A 15,749-nucleotide genomic window follows, 5' to 3' on the forward strand; every position below is an offset into this window, starting at 1 on the left:
GGGGGCTCAGGCCAGCCCGCGCTCGCGATAGTCGATCAGGCCGGAGAACAGCATCAGGCCGAAAGCCATGACCACGAAGAAGATCAGGGCCAGGAAGTAGGAACCGGTGAACTGCACGATCAGGCCGATCAGGATCGGCACCAGTACGCCGACCATGTTGCCGCAGAAGTTCATGCTGCCACCCAGCACGCCGGCCTTGGACTTGCCGCCGAGGATCGCCGGCAGGCACCAGTACATGCCGCACCAGCGGATGAAGAACAGCGCGACGCAGAGCAGGGCGATAACCCGTGCGGCATCCGGGGTGTAGGCCACCAGCAGGATGCACAGTGCGGCCACGGCGGCGGAGCCGGCGAACATGCTGCGCATCACGGTGTTTGGCTGGCCGCCGTTGGTTTTCCACTTGTCGGCCACCCAGCCGCCGATCAGTTCGCCGACGAAGCCGCACATGAAGATCAGGAAGGTCGCGCCGCCCATGGCCTTGATATCGAGGTTGTGGGCCTGGTGCAGGTAGCTCGGCATCCAGGTCAGCAGGCCGTAGAACACGCTGTTGTAGCAGGCGTAGCCGGCGAACATGCACAGCACCGAGCGGCTTTTCAGCAGCTCTTTGAGCACGGCCTTGCGGTTGCCGTTGTTCTTGCTCGCGGCGTCGTTGGCCTGGGTGATGTAGTCCAGTTCGGCCTTGTTGACCTGCGGGTGTTCGCTCGGGTGGTTGCGGATGTACCACCAGGCCCAGATGCCGACCACCACGGTGCCAACGCCGGCGATGAAGAAGGCGATGCGCCAGGAATCGAACCAGGTGATCAGGCCGGCGATGATGATCGCGCCAAAGGCGGTGCCCAGCGGTGCGCCGCCGTCCACCAGGGTGGCGCCGCGGCCACGTTCGTTGGGGGTCAGCCAGGCGCCGTTGAGCTTGGCGCCGGCGGGCATGATCGGCGACTCGGCAACGCCCAGGCCGACACGGGTGACCAGCAGGGTGATCCAGTTGTGAGCGAAGCCGCCCAGCGCCTGGAACGCACCCCAGCCGACGGTGGCGACACCGACGATATTGCGCACCTGGAAGCGGTCCAGCAGCATGCCGCTGGGGATCTGCATCAGCGCGTAGGACCAGAAGAAGGCGCTGAGGATCAGGCCTTCCAGGGCCGGGGTCAGTTCGAACTCGGCGGAAATCAGCGGCAGCGCGACCGACAGTGAGGCACGGTCGATGTAGTTGATCGCTGCCAGCAACAGCAGGATCAGGAAAATGCGCCAGCGCACGGCGGTCGGGCGAGCGCTGTCAGTGGCGGCGAGGGCGGGCGAGGGGGCCGCCGGATAGGGGCTGTTCTTCATGCTCATCTCACTCTTATGGTTGTTATGAAATGCCGGGGCGGCGCCTCCCTGCGCCTGATTCACCTGTGCCGGGTCAGAGCGGCTTCACGGCTCCCGGTTGCAGCGGTTCGGCGGCGTGGGCAACGCCGTTGCGCAGCGGCGCGCCGAACTCGGCCAGGCTGATCTCGAACACATCGCCTTCGACGGTCTTGATCTGGTCGGCGAACGACAGCGTCGCGGTGCCGAAGAAATGGATATGCACGTCGCCAGGGCGGAGGAACTGGCGGTACTTGAAGTGGTGATACTCCAGGTTCTCCAGCGAGTGGCACATGTTGTCTTCGCCGCTGAGGAAGGGTTTTTCCCAGAGCACGGTGTCACCACGGCGGATCCGGCTGGTGCCTTCCAGGTGGCGGGGCAGCTCGCCGACCCGCAGTTCCGGGCCATAGGAGCAGTTGCGCAGCTTCGAATGGGCCAGGTACAGGTAGCTGCGCCGTTCCATGATGTGGTCGGAAAACTCGTTGCCGATGGCGAAACCCAGGCGGTAAGGCTGGCCATCATCTCCGATCACGTAGAGGCCGGCCAGTTCCGGTTCCTCGCCGGCGTCTTCGGCGAAGGCAGGGCTCTGGAATGCCTGTCCCGGACGGACCACGGTGGAACCGTCGCCCTTGTAGAACCATTCCGGCTGCGCGCCCACGGTGCCGGCGGCGGGACGGCCGCCGTCGATGCCCCACTGGAACATCCGCGCGGTGTCGGTCAGGGCGGCGGCGTCATCGATTTTCTGCTGGTGCATCTTGTCGCGGGTCGAAGCGCTGCCCAGGTGGGTCAGGCCGGTGCCGCTGATCAGGCAGTGGGCCGGGTCTTCGTGGTCCAGCGGCGGCAGCACGCGGCACTCGGCCAGCGCCAGGGAATAACTTTCAGTACCGCTGTCCAGCCCGCGCGCCACAACCTCGGCGCTCAGGCTGCGCTGGTTGCGGATGGCGGCGAGGGCCAGCTCGCGCATGTGGGTGGTGTTGCGTACAACCTGGATCAGGTCGCCTTCGACTGCGCCAACGTGGCGTTTGGCTTGTGCAGTCTCGAATTGGATCAGGCGCATAGGGGCTCCTGTTTTGTTCTTGTGGAGGATCGTCTGACGGCCACTTTAATTTTCCCGGGCGATGCTGCCTAATGAGAGCTGTTTACCCCGTGATAACTTTTAGTGATCCCCTATGCTGCCTTCCTTGAGTTCCATGGCTTCACGCCTGCGTCTGCGCCAGTTGCGCCTGCTTATCAGCCTTGACGAGCTGGGCTCGATCCACAAGGCCGCCGAGGCCATGTCCATCACCCAGCCCGGCGCGACCAAGGCCCTCAACGAAATCGAATCGACCCTCGGCGCGGTGCTGTTCGAGCGCACCAGCAAGGGCCTGGAAGCCAATGATCTCGGGCGTTGCGTGGTGCGTTATGCACGCCTGATCAATACCGACCTGGCGCATTTGCGCGAAGAGATGCTGGGCATTCTTCAGGGCCATGGCGGGCGGTTATCGGTCGGCACCATCATGGGCGCCGTGCCGATGATGGTGGAGAGCCTGGCGCAGTTGCGCGAGAGCCAGCCGGACCTGTCGGTGACCGTGGTTGAAGACACCAGCGACCGCCTGCTCAGCCTGCTCGACCAGGGCCGGCTCGACGTGGTGATCTGCCGGACCAGCGTCAGCCGGCGGCCGGATGCGTATGACAGCCGGGTCAAGCATCAGGAGCAACTGGTGCTGGTGGCGAACCCGAAGCATCCGCTGGCTGGCAGCGAAACCTTGAACCTGACGCAACTGACGGATTCGCGTTGGGTGGTGTTCCCGGTGAACATGCCCCTGCGCCTGACCCTGGAGCGTGAATTTCGCCAAGCGGGGCTGAGCTTTCCGCAGTACCCGATCGAAACCTCGTCCACCTTCACCACCTTGTCGCTGTTGCGCCAGGACACGGGGTTGCTCGCGGTGATGCCGTGGGACGTGGCCAAGGTGGCGGTGGAGCACGGCATGCTGGTGAAGTTGCCGCTGCAGATGCAGTCGCGCAGCGAGCCGTATGAAGTGGTGACGCGGCGGGGCGTGGAGTTGAGCGGGCCGGCGCAGGTGTTGATCGGGATCTTGATGGAGTGATGAGCATGGGTATTTGCAGATCTTTCGGTCATGTGGTGGCTGGAAGGCGCCTGTCAAAAAACCGAGTAATGGCCACCATGCGCATGTCGGAAGTTTTCTAGCGCTCTCAAGACCGAGCGCCGCCCGCGCGGCGCATCGCGGATGAATCCGCTCCTACATTTGCTGCAACGTGCCATGGCCTGTCAGAGAGGTGTTGTCCGCTTTTGACGCTTGGCGATTAATCGCGGGGTGACTGTTGAGGTCGACTCGATGCCGCGTCGTACCACCAAGGCGGTCAACCATGGCCTGACAGGCATAGGTACGTTGCAGCAAATGTAGGAGCGGATTCATCCGCGATGCGCCGCGTGGGCGGCGCTCGATCTGGGACTGTCAGATTTTTTGTGTGCGGGCCGGTAGCGGCCTGCCGTCAGGCAGGCCCTAATTTTCACCAGGTCGGCCTGATGAACCGATCTCCGTACAGAATCGCAAACTGATTCATTGCACTTTTCCAATCATGCGCCGCTGAGCCCCAATTTGCCGTGATGTTTCGCAGCCCCAGCCAGATCAGTTTGGTGGCTGCGTCATCATTCGGGAAATGACCCCGGGTTTTGATGATCTTGCGCAGCTGAGCATTGATGCTCTCAATGGCATTGGTGGTGTAAATCACCTTCCTGATGGCCGGTGGGAAGACGAAAAATGGAATCACTCGATCCCAGGCGCGCCTCCAGGCAGCCACCACCGTCGGATATTTCTCGCCCCACGGCCCGTTCTCAAACTCATCGAGTGCTTGCTCAGCTGCTTCGGCATTGATGGCTTGGTAAATCGGTTTCAGCTCCTTGGCCAGAGCCCGTCGCTTGTCCCAGGCCGCGTAGTCGAGGCTGTTGCGGATCAGGTGCACAATGCACGTCTGCAACGTCGTCTCTGGAAACACGGCACTGAGGGCCTCTGGCATACCTTTGAGACCATCGGTCACGGCAATCAGCACATCTTCGACACCACGCGTCTTGAGATCGTTAAAGACCTTCATCCAAAACTTCGCACCCTCGGTGTTCTCGATCCAGATGCCCAGGATGTCGCGCGTCCCGTCGGGTAGAACGCCCAAAGCCAAGTAAATGGCCTTGTTGCGCACCAGGCCTTCTTCGCGAATCTTTACCCGCAGTGCATCAAAGAAAATGACCGGGTACATCGGCTCCAATGGCCGCTGTTGCCACGCGCCAATCTCTTCCATGACCTCGTCTGTCACAGAGCTGATGAAATCGGGTGAAACGTCGGTTCCATACTGCTCGAACAGAAAGGCTCGGATCTCTCTGACCGTCATTCCACGGGCGTACATGGCGATGATTTTGTCATCGAATCCGGTGTAACGGCGCTCATGTTTGGGGATCAGAATGGGCTCAAAACTTCCGTCTCGATCACGAGGAATTTCCAGCCGCAATGGGCCATCCCCGGTCAAAACCGTCTTTCCACTCTTGCCGTTACGCTGGTTGGTTTCATCCTCTGGGCGCTGCGCGCCCAGCGGATAACCCAGGTGGTGGCCAAGCTCGGCACTCAAAGCGCGTTCAATCAGGGCCTTCTTGAACGCCGCAGAGGCATCCTCGATAGCCTCTGCGGACATCATGCCCTCGCCGAACTGCTCCAGCAGCTCTTTGGGGATTTTGGGCAGGTCACGCAAGGGTTTCTTTTTGGTTGGCATACATGCACCTCTTACTCATGTTATGCCCGAACACAAAATTTCTGACACCCTCCTCGATCTCAAGAGCGCTGAAGATCTATCGACATGCGCACAGCAGCCATAACCCGGCCTCACGGCAAGCGCTTTAAGGCCGCGTGACCATTCACAAATGATGTGTAGATACGCATGCAGCGATGCGCCCCCACCAGACAACACATCACCCACCCGACTGCCCCCAATACGGCGGCTCACCAAAATGCTCGGCAAAGAACTCGAAAAACGCCCGCACTTTCTTCGAATTGCGCCGGTTGGGCAGGTACACCGCGTACACGCCGCTGTCGTCGCTGTTCACATGGGCCTTCCACTCCGGCAGCACAATCTGCAACCGCCCGGCCTCGATATCCTTGCCCACCAGCCAATCGGCGATCAACAGCAAACCCATGCCATTCAGCGCGGCCTCGCGCAGCACCAGCGAGTTGTTGGCCCGCAACGGACCGCTGACCCGCACGCTTTCTTCGCTGCGCCCGCTGAAATGCCAAAGGTGGTTGCCACCGCTGTAGGCGAACGTCAGGCAGGCGTGCTGGGCTAGGTCGGCCGGGGTGCGCGGCGCGCCATGGCGCTGCAGGTAATCGGGGCTGGCGCACAGCAGCCGGTGGTGCGGTGCCAGTCGCCGCGCGACGACATCCGGCGAGTTGACGCTGCCCAGCCGAATCGCGAGATCGAGCCGCTGTTCGGCCAGGTCCGCCACGTCATCGGACAGCAGCAGTTCCAGGGTGATGCCGGGGTAGCGCGCCAGAAAGGCGGGCAGCGCCGGGGAGATGTGCAGTTGCCCGAAGGCCACCGGCAGGCTGACGCGCAGTTGACCCCGCGGCGGCCCCTGCGCTTCGCTGGCTTCCAGGTTGGCGCTCTCTAGATCCGCCAGCAACCGCACCGCATGTTCGTAGTAGGCTTCACCGGCGGTGGTGAGCGTCACCCCGCGGGTCGGGCGGGTGAGCAGCCGGGTGCCGAGGTGCTCTTCCAGCGCATCCACCTGGCGCGTGACCGATGAGGTTACCAGGTCCAACTGCCGCCCGGCCGAGGCGAAGCCGCTGGCATCGACGGTGGCGATAAAGGCTTTGAGCGCCGCGAAACTGTCCATGGTTGTCCCCATTGCGTTAGGTGCAACGAAATTTTCCGAATCTTCTGTGGGCTGTGCCGGGTCCGTCAAGCGAGGCTTGAGCTGTTCTGCATTGGATCGTTGCGTAATACGCAACGCCGCGTTGCCCGATAGATGGATTCTCTCGGCTGACGGCACGCTCTACGCTGGCGTCCTTACTCCCGATTCACCCTGATGAGGTGTCGCAATGTCCTCCGGCAATTCAGCTACCGCCGCTCCCGCAAGCCCGTCCGCCAGCGCCTCGCCGGCGCTGCCCACGGCCCTGGTGGTGTTTCTCGCGTTCTGTTGTGGCGCGGTGGTCGCCAACCTCTACTACGCGCAGCCGATCGTGGAAATGATCGCGCCGTCCATTGGCTTGTCCACCACCCACGCCAGCCTGATCGTGTCGCTGACCCAGTTCGGCTACGCCCTGGGCCTGCTGTTCCTCGTGCCGTTGGCGGACCTGCTGGAGAACCGCCGGCTGCTGGTGACCTTCACCCTCGCCGCGGCGGTGTGCCTTGCCGCGGCGGCGTTGAGCCAGACGCCTTCGCTGTTCCTGCTGTGTTCGCTGCTGATCGGCCTGACCTCGGTGGCGGTGCAGATTCTCGTGCCGCTGGCCGCGCACATGGCGCCGGAAGAATCCCGTGGCCGGGTCGTGGGCAACATCATGAGCGGCCTGTTGCTGGGCATCCTGCTTTCCCGCCCGTTAGCCAGCACCCTGGCGCAAGCCTTCGGCTGGCGCGGTGTGTTCTTCAGCGCGGCGGCTTTGATGGTGGTGATGGCGCTGGTGATGGGCTGGCTGTTGCCGCGCCGGGTGCCGGCGCATCGGGTCAGTTACCCGGCGCTGATCGGTTCGGTGTTCACCCTGGCCCGTCGTTATGGCGTGCTGCGTGAGCGTTCGCTGTATCAGGGCTTGCTGTTCGCCACGTTCAGCAGTTTCTGGACCATCGCGCCGATCGAGCTTATCCGTCAGCACGGTTTCAGCCAGAACGGCATCGCGCTGTTCGCTCTGGTCGGCGCGGTCGGCGCGATTGCCGCGCCCATCGCTGGCCGTCTGGCGGACGCCGGGCATGGCCAGCGCGGCACCCTGATCGCCTTGTTGCTGGCGCCATTGGCCTTGTTCGCCGGGGCATTGCCAGGGGCAGGGTGGTGGTGGATGGTGGTCACCGCGGTGCTGCTGGATTTTGCCGTGCAACTGAACATGGTGCTCGGCCAGCGTGAGGTCTATGCCCTCGACCCGCACAGCCGGGCGCGGCTGAATGCGGTGTACATGACCAGCATTTTCGTCGGCGGCGCCTTGGGCTCGCTGGTTGCCAGCCCGCTCTACGAAACCTTCGGCTGGGCGGCGTTCGTGCTGCTGTCGGCGCTGCTGCCGGGCCTGGCGTTGGTTAAGTTCATCCTGGGTGGCCGTGGGGTGACCCGTCACTGACGGAGATGGCCAAAAGCCTTTTCGCGGCTTCAGTTCAAAGACTTTCAGGGTCATCGTGCAATAGAATGCTCGCCTGGCGGACGCGGTACGGTCCGCCATGTGCTGAGCGCCTCTGGATCATCGTCGAGGCAGCACGCTTTTTGCTGAACTGAAAATAGGCCCTACATGCCCAGCGTCGCTCCAGAAATACAAGCCAGGGAATGGCACAAGATGGTTGCGCATTTTCCCGGCGCACTCACTCAATCGTTGAAGAGCCTGGTCGAAAGCAACAAGGTCACCCTGGCCGCTCGCTTCTATGAACACATGCTGGCGGACCCCAACGCCTCGCTGATCCTGTCCCACGACGAGGTCAAGAACCGCCTCGGCAGTTCGATGCAGGCCTGGCTGGTCAAGGTGTATTCGGCGTCCGCCGAGGAAGACTTCCTGCCGCTGGTGGCCCTGCAGAAGCAGGTCGGTGAAGTCCACGCGCGCATCGACGTCCCGCTGCACCTGGTGCTCAGCGGTGCACGCAACCTGAAAAAGCAGTTGTTCCAACTGATCATCCAGCAGGACTGGCCTGTCGAAGCCCGGGCGCAAGCGCTGCACCTGTCCAGCGAGAGCATGGACCTGGCCATGGAAATCATGAGCCACGCCTATTCCCGCTCCCATGACCGCAACTCGCGCAACGAGGAAGGCTACCGGCTGTTCTCGGTGCTGCAGAACATCACCACCGAGCGCGAACGCCAGCGCGGCGCCTTGCTCGATTGGGAAAACAGCCTGATGTTCGATCTGGTGATGGGTTCCAGCGGGGTGAACCTGCCTCGGCTGGCCGCCTCGGATTTCGGTCTGTGGTTCCGTCACAAAGGCGCCTACGCCTTCCAGAACACCGATGAGAGCAATCAGATCCTGCAGATCATCCGCAACATGGATGAGGTGCTGCTGCCGATGTTCCTGGCTGCCTCGGAAACGTCGCGGATGGGCCTGCTGCGGGACATTCGCGATCAGACCAAGAGCCTGATGTTCAACCTCGACAGCCTGTTCAACACTGCCAACGAGCTGGAAAGCGGCCGTGACGTGCTGACGCGCATGCTCAACCGCAAATTCCTGCCGGTGGTCATCGGCAATGAAATCACCATTGCGCAGAAGACCGGGCAGCGCTTCTCGGTGCTGTCCATCGATATCGATCATTTCAAGTCGATCAACGACAACTTCGGCCACGACGCCGGCGACATGATCCTCCAGCAGACCGCTGAAATCCTCAGCAGCCACAGCCGCGCGGGCGACTACGTGTTCCGCATGGGTGGCGAAGAGTTTCTGATGATCCTGGTGGACATCAACGACAGCAATGCGCGCAAAGTCGCGGAGAAGCTGCGTCGCAAGATCGAAGAGGAAAAGCTGCAACTTACCGACAGCCGCAAGCATCAGGTGACGGTGAGTATTGGCGTGGCGACGTACAACGGTCACCCGGACTACCAGCACCTGCTGCGCCAGGCCGACCAGGCGATGTACCAGGCCAAGCAGAGCGGGCGCAACCGGGTGGTGGCGTTCGACGAGATTGCCTGAGGCGGTTGATCTTCAGCGCGCAGCGCAAGGCCGCGCGCTGAAGGTGAGCGTTACTTGAAGTCGGCTTGCATCTGCGTGGCGATGCTCACGCCGCTGGACGACTGCACGCACACGCCCAGGTAGTCGGTGAAGCGCGGCGGCATGGCAATCCCTTCATTGATCAGCCGGCTGTTGTCGAACAGGTAGTTCAGGTCGGCAAAGCCGCTGTACAGGCGCAACGCCCGCAGGACCAGACGCGGGTTGGCCGGGCCGATGCGCGACTCGAAGTCGCCGGCCAGTTGCTTGAGGTCGTCCACGCCGATCTTGCGGTAGCGCTCGCCCACCGGCGCCGCGCCATTGGCCTGGGCAAAAGCGGCGTCGATCTCGGCGAAGGTGCAGGCCGACTGATGCCCGGCGGAAATATGGTAGAGGTTGTGTCCCAGGGTTGGCTTGAGCGTCAGGCTGATCAGCGCTTCGGCGCAGTAGTCGACCGGAATCACGTCGATCTGCTCCTCCAGTCCGCAGGTGAAACTCTCCAGGGCAAAGCCCATGCGGAACACCCAGAAAATACTGCCGGACGCCTGACAGCCCAAGGTCCGGTGCCCCACGACAATCGACGGCCGCGCGACCACCAGCGGCAGGCCGGGCAACTCCTCGCTCATGCGCCGTTCGATTTCCGCCTTGGACGCGGTGTAGTCCACCAGTTGCTCACGTGCCTCGGGAAATACCCACGATTCGCTGATCGGCGAGGCCTGTTGCGGGCCGCAGCACATCGCGGTGCCGACGTGGAGGAAGCGCTTGAGGCGCTTGGAACGGCTCATGACCTCGGCGAAGGCGAAGGTGCCTTCGACGTTCACCGGCCAGATGGTCGGGTTCTTCGAAAACGACGCTACTGCGGCGCAGTTGATCACCCGGTCGATCTGCATCAGGCGTGGCGTTTCGCGGGGCAGCCAGGCGGTGTCGAGGAAGTCGCCGCAGATGATTTGCGCAGGTTCCAGCGCCAGGCTGTCGGCTTCGCTGACGCCGTGTTGGCGCAGGTTGTCGCGCAGACGTTGCAGGCCTTGTTCGCGGCTTTCGGCGCGCACCAGAAACGACAGGTTGGCGCCTTGGCCCTCGGCGATCAGTTGGGCGCTTACCGAACCACCGAGAAAACCGGTGGCGCCGGTCAGCAGAATGCGTTCCAGGGTCGTATTCGAAGTCATATGTTCACCAGTTGATAAGCGGGTTACCCATGTTTCATGGCGAACACATTGCGCCGGGAACTTCTGGATTAACCTGGATTGAGGTTGGTTGTAACTTTCGGCCGCGCGAAACCGTTCGCCTCGAGAACTTTGAGTCGAGGTCGGCAGGGTCTTGATTGACGGAGCGGCGCTGGCCGTGGGGCCTGTGGCGTTTTCACCCGAGAGGGGGCGGCGAGTCATTGTTACGGCATCTTCGCGCCGTTTCAATTAACGAAAGTGGTTAAACCGATGAAAGAATTTTAATAACGGTTTGATGACAGGGGCGGGAGTTAATTGTTGTGGGGTGTCTTTGTTGCTGACTTATTCATGTCAGTGGGATATGGGCGGAGCACAAATGTACTCCACCCTTGTTTCAGCGCAAAAAGATCAGGGGATCACCCGTCAATCGACCGACGGGCTGCGCATTCAATTCGGCCCGCAACTGGTCAACCCGCTCGTAGAGCTGATCAATCCGCAGGGTCAGCACAGCATCCGAACTGAGCATTCCCGGCGCCTGGGCCAACTCTCGCAACTGTCGGGCGAGTCGGCTGCCTGCCGTGTGCGCCCGGAATGACGGCAGGGTCATGCGTTTCCACTTCTCGCGGCCGAGGCCGATCCGGCTCAGGTGCACCTTGAGCACCTTTGCGACGTGGTAGCGCAGCGGGCGATCCTCGCTGAAGCGGTCCGGATCGTAGAAGCCGGGCAGGGCGCGTACCTGTGGATCCAGGTCGAACATCTCCGCCCAGTCCAGCCACTTGTCGGCGTTGAACTGGCCGCCGAAGGCGAAGCCTTGCCAAGGAACCCGGACGATATCCGCGAGGATCGCCCCGTGCATGGCTTCGGTCAGCACCAACCGCGCGCCGGCCACTGCTGTCATGAACTGCGCCGCCGGTAGCAACGGGGATACGAAGCGGGTCCCGGCGCGTTCGCAAACCTGCTGCCAATCCACATAACGCAGCGAACGATGGTGGGGCACGACCACTACCTCGCCGTGCGGCTGGCGCAGGGACGCCCAGTCCAGGCTGGCGAGCAGGTAGGCGGAATCCGCCACCGCCCGGTCCGGGTCGAGCCCCAGCGCCCGCGCGGTACGCTGGCCGCGCACCGCATGGAAACTCCAGCGTTCGTCGAGGGCGGGGACCGGGCCGTATCCGGCGCCGGACCCCATGACCAGAATCTTCCGCGCATCCGCCATACGACGGCAGAAGTCCTCGTTCAGCAAGGTGCCGACGCCCAGTACCGCAGCGCCTTTCTGCTGGACGTCGCCGAGCAGCGCGGGCCAGATCCATTCGTTCAATTCGTCGCCCACATTGGCGCTGCCAGCGGCAAAAACGGCTTTCACTTGCTCACTCTCCAAAGGCCTGGGCAAGCCGGGCGGCTAGCGTGTAGCGACACAGTTGCAGGCCATGGCCAAGGTTGCCCGGCGCTTTGCGCAGTGCGCGCCATGTGCGGCTGAGCGCGCTTTTGCGTTCTCGATTGCGCCAGCTTCCGGCGTACAGGTGCCGGGCGACGGGCTGGATGCCATCTGGCGCCTGATGGCGTGGATCAGCAAAGACCCCGACCGGGAACACCCGGTCCCAGCCGATTACTTGTTCGTGCCCGACGCCGGCAAAGCCCTTGGCCAGCAGCAGGCGGCTGACCTCGTTGACGTTGACCAGGCTGGACAGTCGGGACTCGTCGAAGCGCTGTCGCTCGTAGTAGCCAAGCATCGCGTTGGGTAGCCAGTGGCCGGGCGCGGCGCCTATCACCGAGGTGCCGAAGCGGTCGTCCCATTCCAGGCCGATAAAGAAATCGTTGTCGAGCAGGTCGTCGAACGCGCCCAGCACCTCGACGTCGGTGTCCAGGTAGATACCGCCTTCACGGTGCAGCACCTGCATGCGCACGTAGTCGGCGACGAAGGCATAGCGCTTGGCGGTATAGGCCGCCGCGGTGAAGGTGTGGCTGTAGACATCGAAAGAGCTTTCGTCCCAGCGCACCAGTTCGTAGTCCGGCAGGTGGTAGGCCCAGGACGCGAGGCAACGGCGTGCCAGCACGGGCATCGGTTTGCCGCCGAACCAGCAGTAGTGGATTTTCTTGGCGATCACCCCAGGGTTCCTTCCAGTCGAGTGGTAGGCAGTGGCTGCCCGTGGATCAGGCGGTCAATGGCCTCGGCGGTCTTGCGCTGGCCGTGGACGCCGTGGGCGAGGTGGTAGTCGGCGAAGGCCCGGGCGTTGCGCAGCGCCTGTTGGTAGTGCCCGCACAGCCAGTCGAGGCGGTCGTCGAGCATTTCCAGGCTGGTCACGCACTCGCCAAAAAAGCGGGTCTGTTCGAGGTCGTCCTGGTCTTCGCTGGTGTTGATGTAGATGACCGGCCGGCTTGCCAGGCTGGCCTCCAGCGCGGCGTTGGACATGATGCTGAGCACCACGGAACTCTGTTCGAGCGCCTCGGCCAGGGGCATTTCCGGCGACAGCAGGCGCAGGTTCGACGGCGCTGCCGAGGCGTCTTTCCAGAACGTCATCGGGCTTCGCGGGTGTGGCTTGAAGCTGACGGGAACATCCGGGTGGCGGGCCGCCCAGTCGCGGATCAGCGCGTAGGTGCGCTGATAGCCGGCGCGCTTTTCCTTGTCGGGGCCCACGCCCAGCACCAGCACATTCGGCTCCTTGGTGGCCGGCGGCATGTCGTAGCGCTGATCGATCAGGTAGGAGCCGGTGAGGATGGCCTGGGTGGTGCCGAAGCGCAGCGTCCGGCGTTGCAGCGCCGCCAGCGAGCTTTGCCCGAATAGCAGGTAGTAGTCGTAGTCGGTCATGCTCAATCGGCGCGAACGTTCGACGGTGGTGGCGTGAGCCAGTTGCGCCAGGTGTTTGTCCTGGGCATTGAGGGACAAGCGCAGAAACGGGGTGACCAGGCTGCCATGCCGCTCGCTCAGCACCAGCCCCGGCTGGTGATGCCGCGCCAGCCATTCGGCGTAGGCGGCATGGGCGTAGTAACGCAGGGGCACCTTGGCCGGTGGGCGATACAGCAGTTTCTGTCGGATGGCCACGTCGAGCGGCTCGATGGCGGCTTCGACCACTTCGTGGCCGCGCTCGCGCAGCGCTTTGATCAGCCCGGTCTTGCGGCGCTGCGCCAGCAGTTTCGGCGAGCCGTGCAGCACCAGTATTCGCTTGGCGGCGCTGTCCGGCGCGGTGCTCGCGCGTAGTCGCGCACCGATGCCGTACTTGAAATCGAGGATCGCATCACGCACGACCCGCACGGCTGCGCCGATCAGCCCATAACGTTCACGCCAGAGTGCCCAGCGATAGGCATCGAGCTGGCGGGCGCGGATTTGCCAGAGGTCTGTGGTTTGATTGGTCATCGAAGTTGCTTAGCTTGCTATTGACCAAAAAATGCTAACAGCGTCCGGGATCCAATTTTGTCAGTGCTAAGTAAGGTTTAAGTAAATTACAAAGCTGCCGATAAGACATTGCGGGCTTTTGCTTTTCAAAATGCCAAACATCGCGCAATCCATTGTTGAACTCCGGTCTTTGCCAGGCGGGCGGTTGTGTTAGCCCACTTTTTCCGCCATTTCGCTGACCTTCCACGCACCGTTTCCATCCAGATCCAGATGATGGCTATGGAACCCCGCGAGTGTCGCGCGGTGGCCGACGCTCACCAGCACGCTGTCGCCCATGCGCTCGCGCAGCAGCGAATAGAGCGCGTGTTCCAGGCCTTCGTCCATGGCCGAGGTCGATTCGTCGAGGAAGACGATCCGCGGCTGGTTGACCAGCACCCGGGCGAATGCCAGACGCTGCTGCTCGCCGATGGACAGAATGCGCGCCCAGTCATCGCTGATACCCAGCTTGTCTGCGAGATGCGCCAGATTGACCTGACGCAACGCCTGTTGCAGACGCTCGTCATCAACCGGCGCGCCGGTGGCCGGATAGGCGACGGCGGTGCGCAGTTCACCCAGTGGCAGGTAAGGCCGCTGCGACAGAAACAGCGCCGCCGTGCCGCCCGGACAACGCACTTCACCTTCGGCATACGGCCAAAGGCCGGCGACGGCGCGGAGCAGGGTGGTCTTGCCGCAACCGGAAGGGCCTTTGATCAGCAATGACTGGCCGGGGGCGAGGCGCAGGTTGAGGTTGTCCAGCAGGTGATGGCCATCGGGGCGCAGCACCTGCAGAGCGCGGATCTCCAGGGCCTCGGCCTGATTCACGCGCAATACCTGCGGCAATTCCCGGGCCTGTTCGTTGGCGTCGAGAAAACCGGTCAGGCGGTCCAGTGTCGCGCGGTACTGGGCAAAGGCATCGTAGGACGAGCGGAAGAACGACAGCGAATCCTGCACCTGGCCGAACGCCTGGGACGTCTGCATCACATCCCCCAGCTTGATCGCACCGCTGAAAAATCGCGGCGCCTGGAGAATGAACGGAAACACCACCGCCACCTGGCTGACGGACAGGTTGAAGCCATCGAATTTCAGGCTTCGGAACACCAGCGCCCAGACATTGCCGATCAACGCCTTGAACCGGCCGAGCAAGGTGTCCCGTTCGATCGCCGAGCCTTGGTAGAACGCCACGTTTTCCGCGTATTCGCGCAGGCGCATCAGCGCATAACGGAAGTTGGCGGTGAGTTTTTCGTTGAGGAAGTTGAGGCGAATAAGCGGCTTGCCCAGCTTGAACGCGATCCAGGTGGCGACCAGCACGTAGAGGTACACCGCGAATACCATGGCGCGCGGCACCTCCACGCCGGCGACGGTCAGCGGCGCCGACAGGCCCCAGAGAATCGCGGTAAAGGCCACCAGCGACACCAGCGCGCTGACCGCACCCAGGGTCAGCGAAACCGAGCCGGTCACGAAGGCATTCACGTCCAGTTCGATACGCTGGTCCGGGTTGTCGACCGGGTGTTCGAGAAACTGGCCGCGGTAGTAGGCGTCGCCGTCCATCCAGTCACGGGTCAGGCGCTCGGTGAGCCAGGTGCGCCAGCGAATGCTGAAGGCCTGGGTCACGTAATAAGTGAACAGTTCGCGCAGCACATGGATGGTCGCCAGCACCGCGAAGACCCCGAGCAGGTACCAGAACGCAACTTGATCCAGTCCTTGCAAAGCGCTGTAGAAGCCGTTGTACCAGAAGGAAAAAAGCACATTCAGGCGCACCGAAAACAGCGTCAGCAACAGCAAGAGACTGAACACCAGCAGCGGTCGCCAACTGTGTTGCGGTCGCAGGTACGGCCCGGCGATCTGCCAGAACTGTTGACCCCACCGGGTAAAGCGCACCACCAGCCTGGCGCAGACCGCGAGCGAGACGAAGGTGATGAGCGAAGCGATCGCGAGCCAGCGCAGGCTCTCCTGTAGTGCTTGATGCCAGTCCATTTCCATCGGCGGGGTTCCACGCGAGATTTGACCTGAGCCTAGATG

General features: G+C 62.7%; 12 protein-coding genes. 3 read left to right on the forward strand and 9 right to left on the reverse strand.

Annotated features, from left to right (window positions below; translation table 11 throughout):
* Positions 1–6: 6 nt before the first annotated feature.
* Together HWV67_RS05480 and araD1 are read right to left on the reverse strand one after the other, a co-directional pair.
* Positions 7–1,326, reverse strand: coding sequence for an MFS transporter (locus tag HWV67_RS05480; protein WP_175650274.1), 1,320 nt, complete (start codon positions 1,324–1,326; stop codon positions 7–9).
* 73 nt (positions 1,327–1,399) lie between these two features.
* Positions 1,400–2,398 (reverse strand): AraD1 family protein, encoded by a 999-nt coding sequence (gene araD1 / locus HWV67_RS05485; protein ID WP_175650275.1) that lies wholly within the window; start codon positions 2,396–2,398, stop codon positions 1,400–1,402.
* A gap of 112 nt (positions 2,399–2,510) precedes the next feature.
* Here araD1 and HWV67_RS05490 point away from each other — a divergent pair, with 112 nt between their 5' ends.
* Positions 2,511–3,428: a LysR family transcriptional regulator gene (locus HWV67_RS05490; protein WP_175650276.1), complete on the forward strand. Its 918-nt coding sequence runs from the start codon at positions 2,511–2,513 to the stop codon at positions 3,426–3,428.
* 424 nt (positions 3,429–3,852) lie between these two features.
* Here HWV67_RS05490 and HWV67_RS05495 read toward each other — a convergent pair whose 3' ends face one another.
* Together HWV67_RS05495 and HWV67_RS05500 are read right to left on the reverse strand one after the other, a co-directional pair.
* Positions 3,853–5,100, reverse strand: a complete 1,248-nt coding sequence (locus HWV67_RS05495; protein WP_175650277.1) for an IS256 family transposase — start codon at positions 5,098–5,100, stop codon at positions 3,853–3,855.
* Between the two features lie 196 nt (positions 5,101–5,296).
* Positions 5,297–6,217, reverse strand: coding sequence for a LysR family transcriptional regulator (locus HWV67_RS05500; RefSeq protein ID WP_175650278.1), 921 nt, complete (start codon positions 6,215–6,217; stop codon positions 5,297–5,299).
* A 205-nt stretch (positions 6,218–6,422) separates the two neighbouring features.
* On the opposite strand from HWV67_RS05500, the gene HWV67_RS05505 reads away from it, so the two are divergent.
* Both HWV67_RS05505 and HWV67_RS05510 read left to right on the forward strand, forming a co-directional pair.
* Positions 6,423–7,643, forward strand: coding sequence for an MFS transporter (locus tag HWV67_RS05505; protein ID WP_175650279.1), 1,221 nt, complete (start codon positions 6,423–6,425; stop codon positions 7,641–7,643).
* Between the two features lie 210 nt (positions 7,644–7,853).
* Complete coding sequence (locus tag HWV67_RS05510; protein ID WP_175650280.1) at positions 7,854–9,185, forward strand: diguanylate cyclase; 1,332 nt, start codon at positions 7,854–7,856, stop codon at positions 9,183–9,185.
* Positions 9,186–9,235: 50 nt separating this feature from the next.
* On the opposite strand, the gene cprA is transcribed toward HWV67_RS05510, so the two are convergent.
* From cprA to HWV67_RS05535, 5 genes are all read right to left on the reverse strand, one after another.
* Positions 9,236–10,366 (reverse strand): cationic peptide resistance protein CprA, encoded by a 1,131-nt coding sequence (cprA, locus tag HWV67_RS05515; RefSeq protein WP_175650281.1) that lies wholly within the window; start codon positions 10,364–10,366, stop codon positions 9,236–9,238.
* Between the two features lie 391 nt (positions 10,367–10,757).
* Positions 10,758–11,723 carry a polysaccharide pyruvyl transferase family protein gene (locus HWV67_RS05520; protein ID WP_175650282.1) on the reverse strand — a complete coding sequence of 322 codons (966 nt, stop codon included), beginning with the start codon at positions 11,721–11,723 and terminating at the stop codon, positions 10,758–10,760.
* A gap of 4 nt (positions 11,724–11,727) precedes the next feature.
* Positions 11,728–12,465, reverse strand: coding sequence for a glycosyltransferase family 32 protein (locus HWV67_RS05525; protein WP_175650283.1), 738 nt, complete (start codon positions 12,463–12,465; stop codon positions 11,728–11,730).
* Entirely contained in the window at positions 12,462–13,712 is a 1,251-nt protein-coding gene (locus HWV67_RS05530; RefSeq protein WP_175650284.1) for a capsule biosynthesis protein, read from the reverse strand. Before HWV67_RS05530 ends, HWV67_RS05525 begins: the two co-directional genes overlap by 4 nt.
* A 189-nt stretch (positions 13,713–13,901) precedes the next feature.
* Entirely contained in the window at positions 13,902–15,710 is a 1,809-nt protein-coding gene (locus HWV67_RS05535; protein WP_175650285.1) for an ABC transporter ATP-binding protein/permease, read from the reverse strand.
* Between the last annotated feature and the right edge of the window lie 39 nt (positions 15,711–15,749).

It is taken from the genome of Pseudomonas sp. Marseille-P9899 (genome assembly GCF_903166565.1).
Lineage (GTDB): Bacteria > Pseudomonadota > Gammaproteobacteria > Pseudomonadales > Pseudomonadaceae > Aquipseudomonas > Aquipseudomonas huaxiensis.

Excerpts from the sequence above, each read along its gene's own strand:
- HWV67_RS05505 (WP_175650279.1), top strand. The coding sequence starts at position 6,423 with ATGTCCTCCGGCAATTCAGCTACCGCCGCTCCCGCAAGCCCGTCCGCC.
- HWV67_RS05510 (WP_175650280.1), top strand. The coding sequence starts at position 7,854 with ATGGTTGCGCATTTTCCCGGCGCACTCACTCAATCGTTGAAGAGCCTG.
- cprA (WP_175650281.1), bottom strand. The coding sequence starts at position 10,366 with ATGACTTCGAATACGACCCTGGAACGCATTCTGCTGACCGGCGCCACC.
- HWV67_RS05535 (WP_175650285.1), bottom strand. The coding sequence starts at position 15,710 with ATGGAAATGGACTGGCATCAAGCACTACAGGAGAGCCTGCGCTGGCTC.
- araD1 (WP_175650275.1), bottom strand. The coding sequence starts at position 2,398 with ATGCGCCTGATCCAATTCGAGACTGCACAAGCCAAACGCCACGTTGGC.
- HWV67_RS05500 (WP_175650278.1), bottom strand. The coding sequence starts at position 6,217 with ATGGACAGTTTCGCGGCGCTCAAAGCCTTTATCGCCACCGTCGATGCC.
- HWV67_RS05530 (WP_175650284.1), bottom strand. The coding sequence starts at position 13,712 with ATGACCAATCAAACCACAGACCTCTGGCAAATCCGCGCCCGCCAGCTC.
- HWV67_RS05490 (WP_175650276.1), top strand. The coding sequence starts at position 2,511 with ATGCTGCCTTCCTTGAGTTCCATGGCTTCACGCCTGCGTCTGCGCCAG.
- HWV67_RS05480 (WP_175650274.1), bottom strand. The coding sequence starts at position 1,326 with ATGAAGAACAGCCCCTATCCGGCGGCCCCCTCGCCCGCCCTCGCCGCC.
- HWV67_RS05495 (WP_175650277.1), bottom strand. The coding sequence starts at position 5,100 with ATGCCAACCAAAAAGAAACCCTTGCGTGACCTGCCCAAAATCCCCAAA.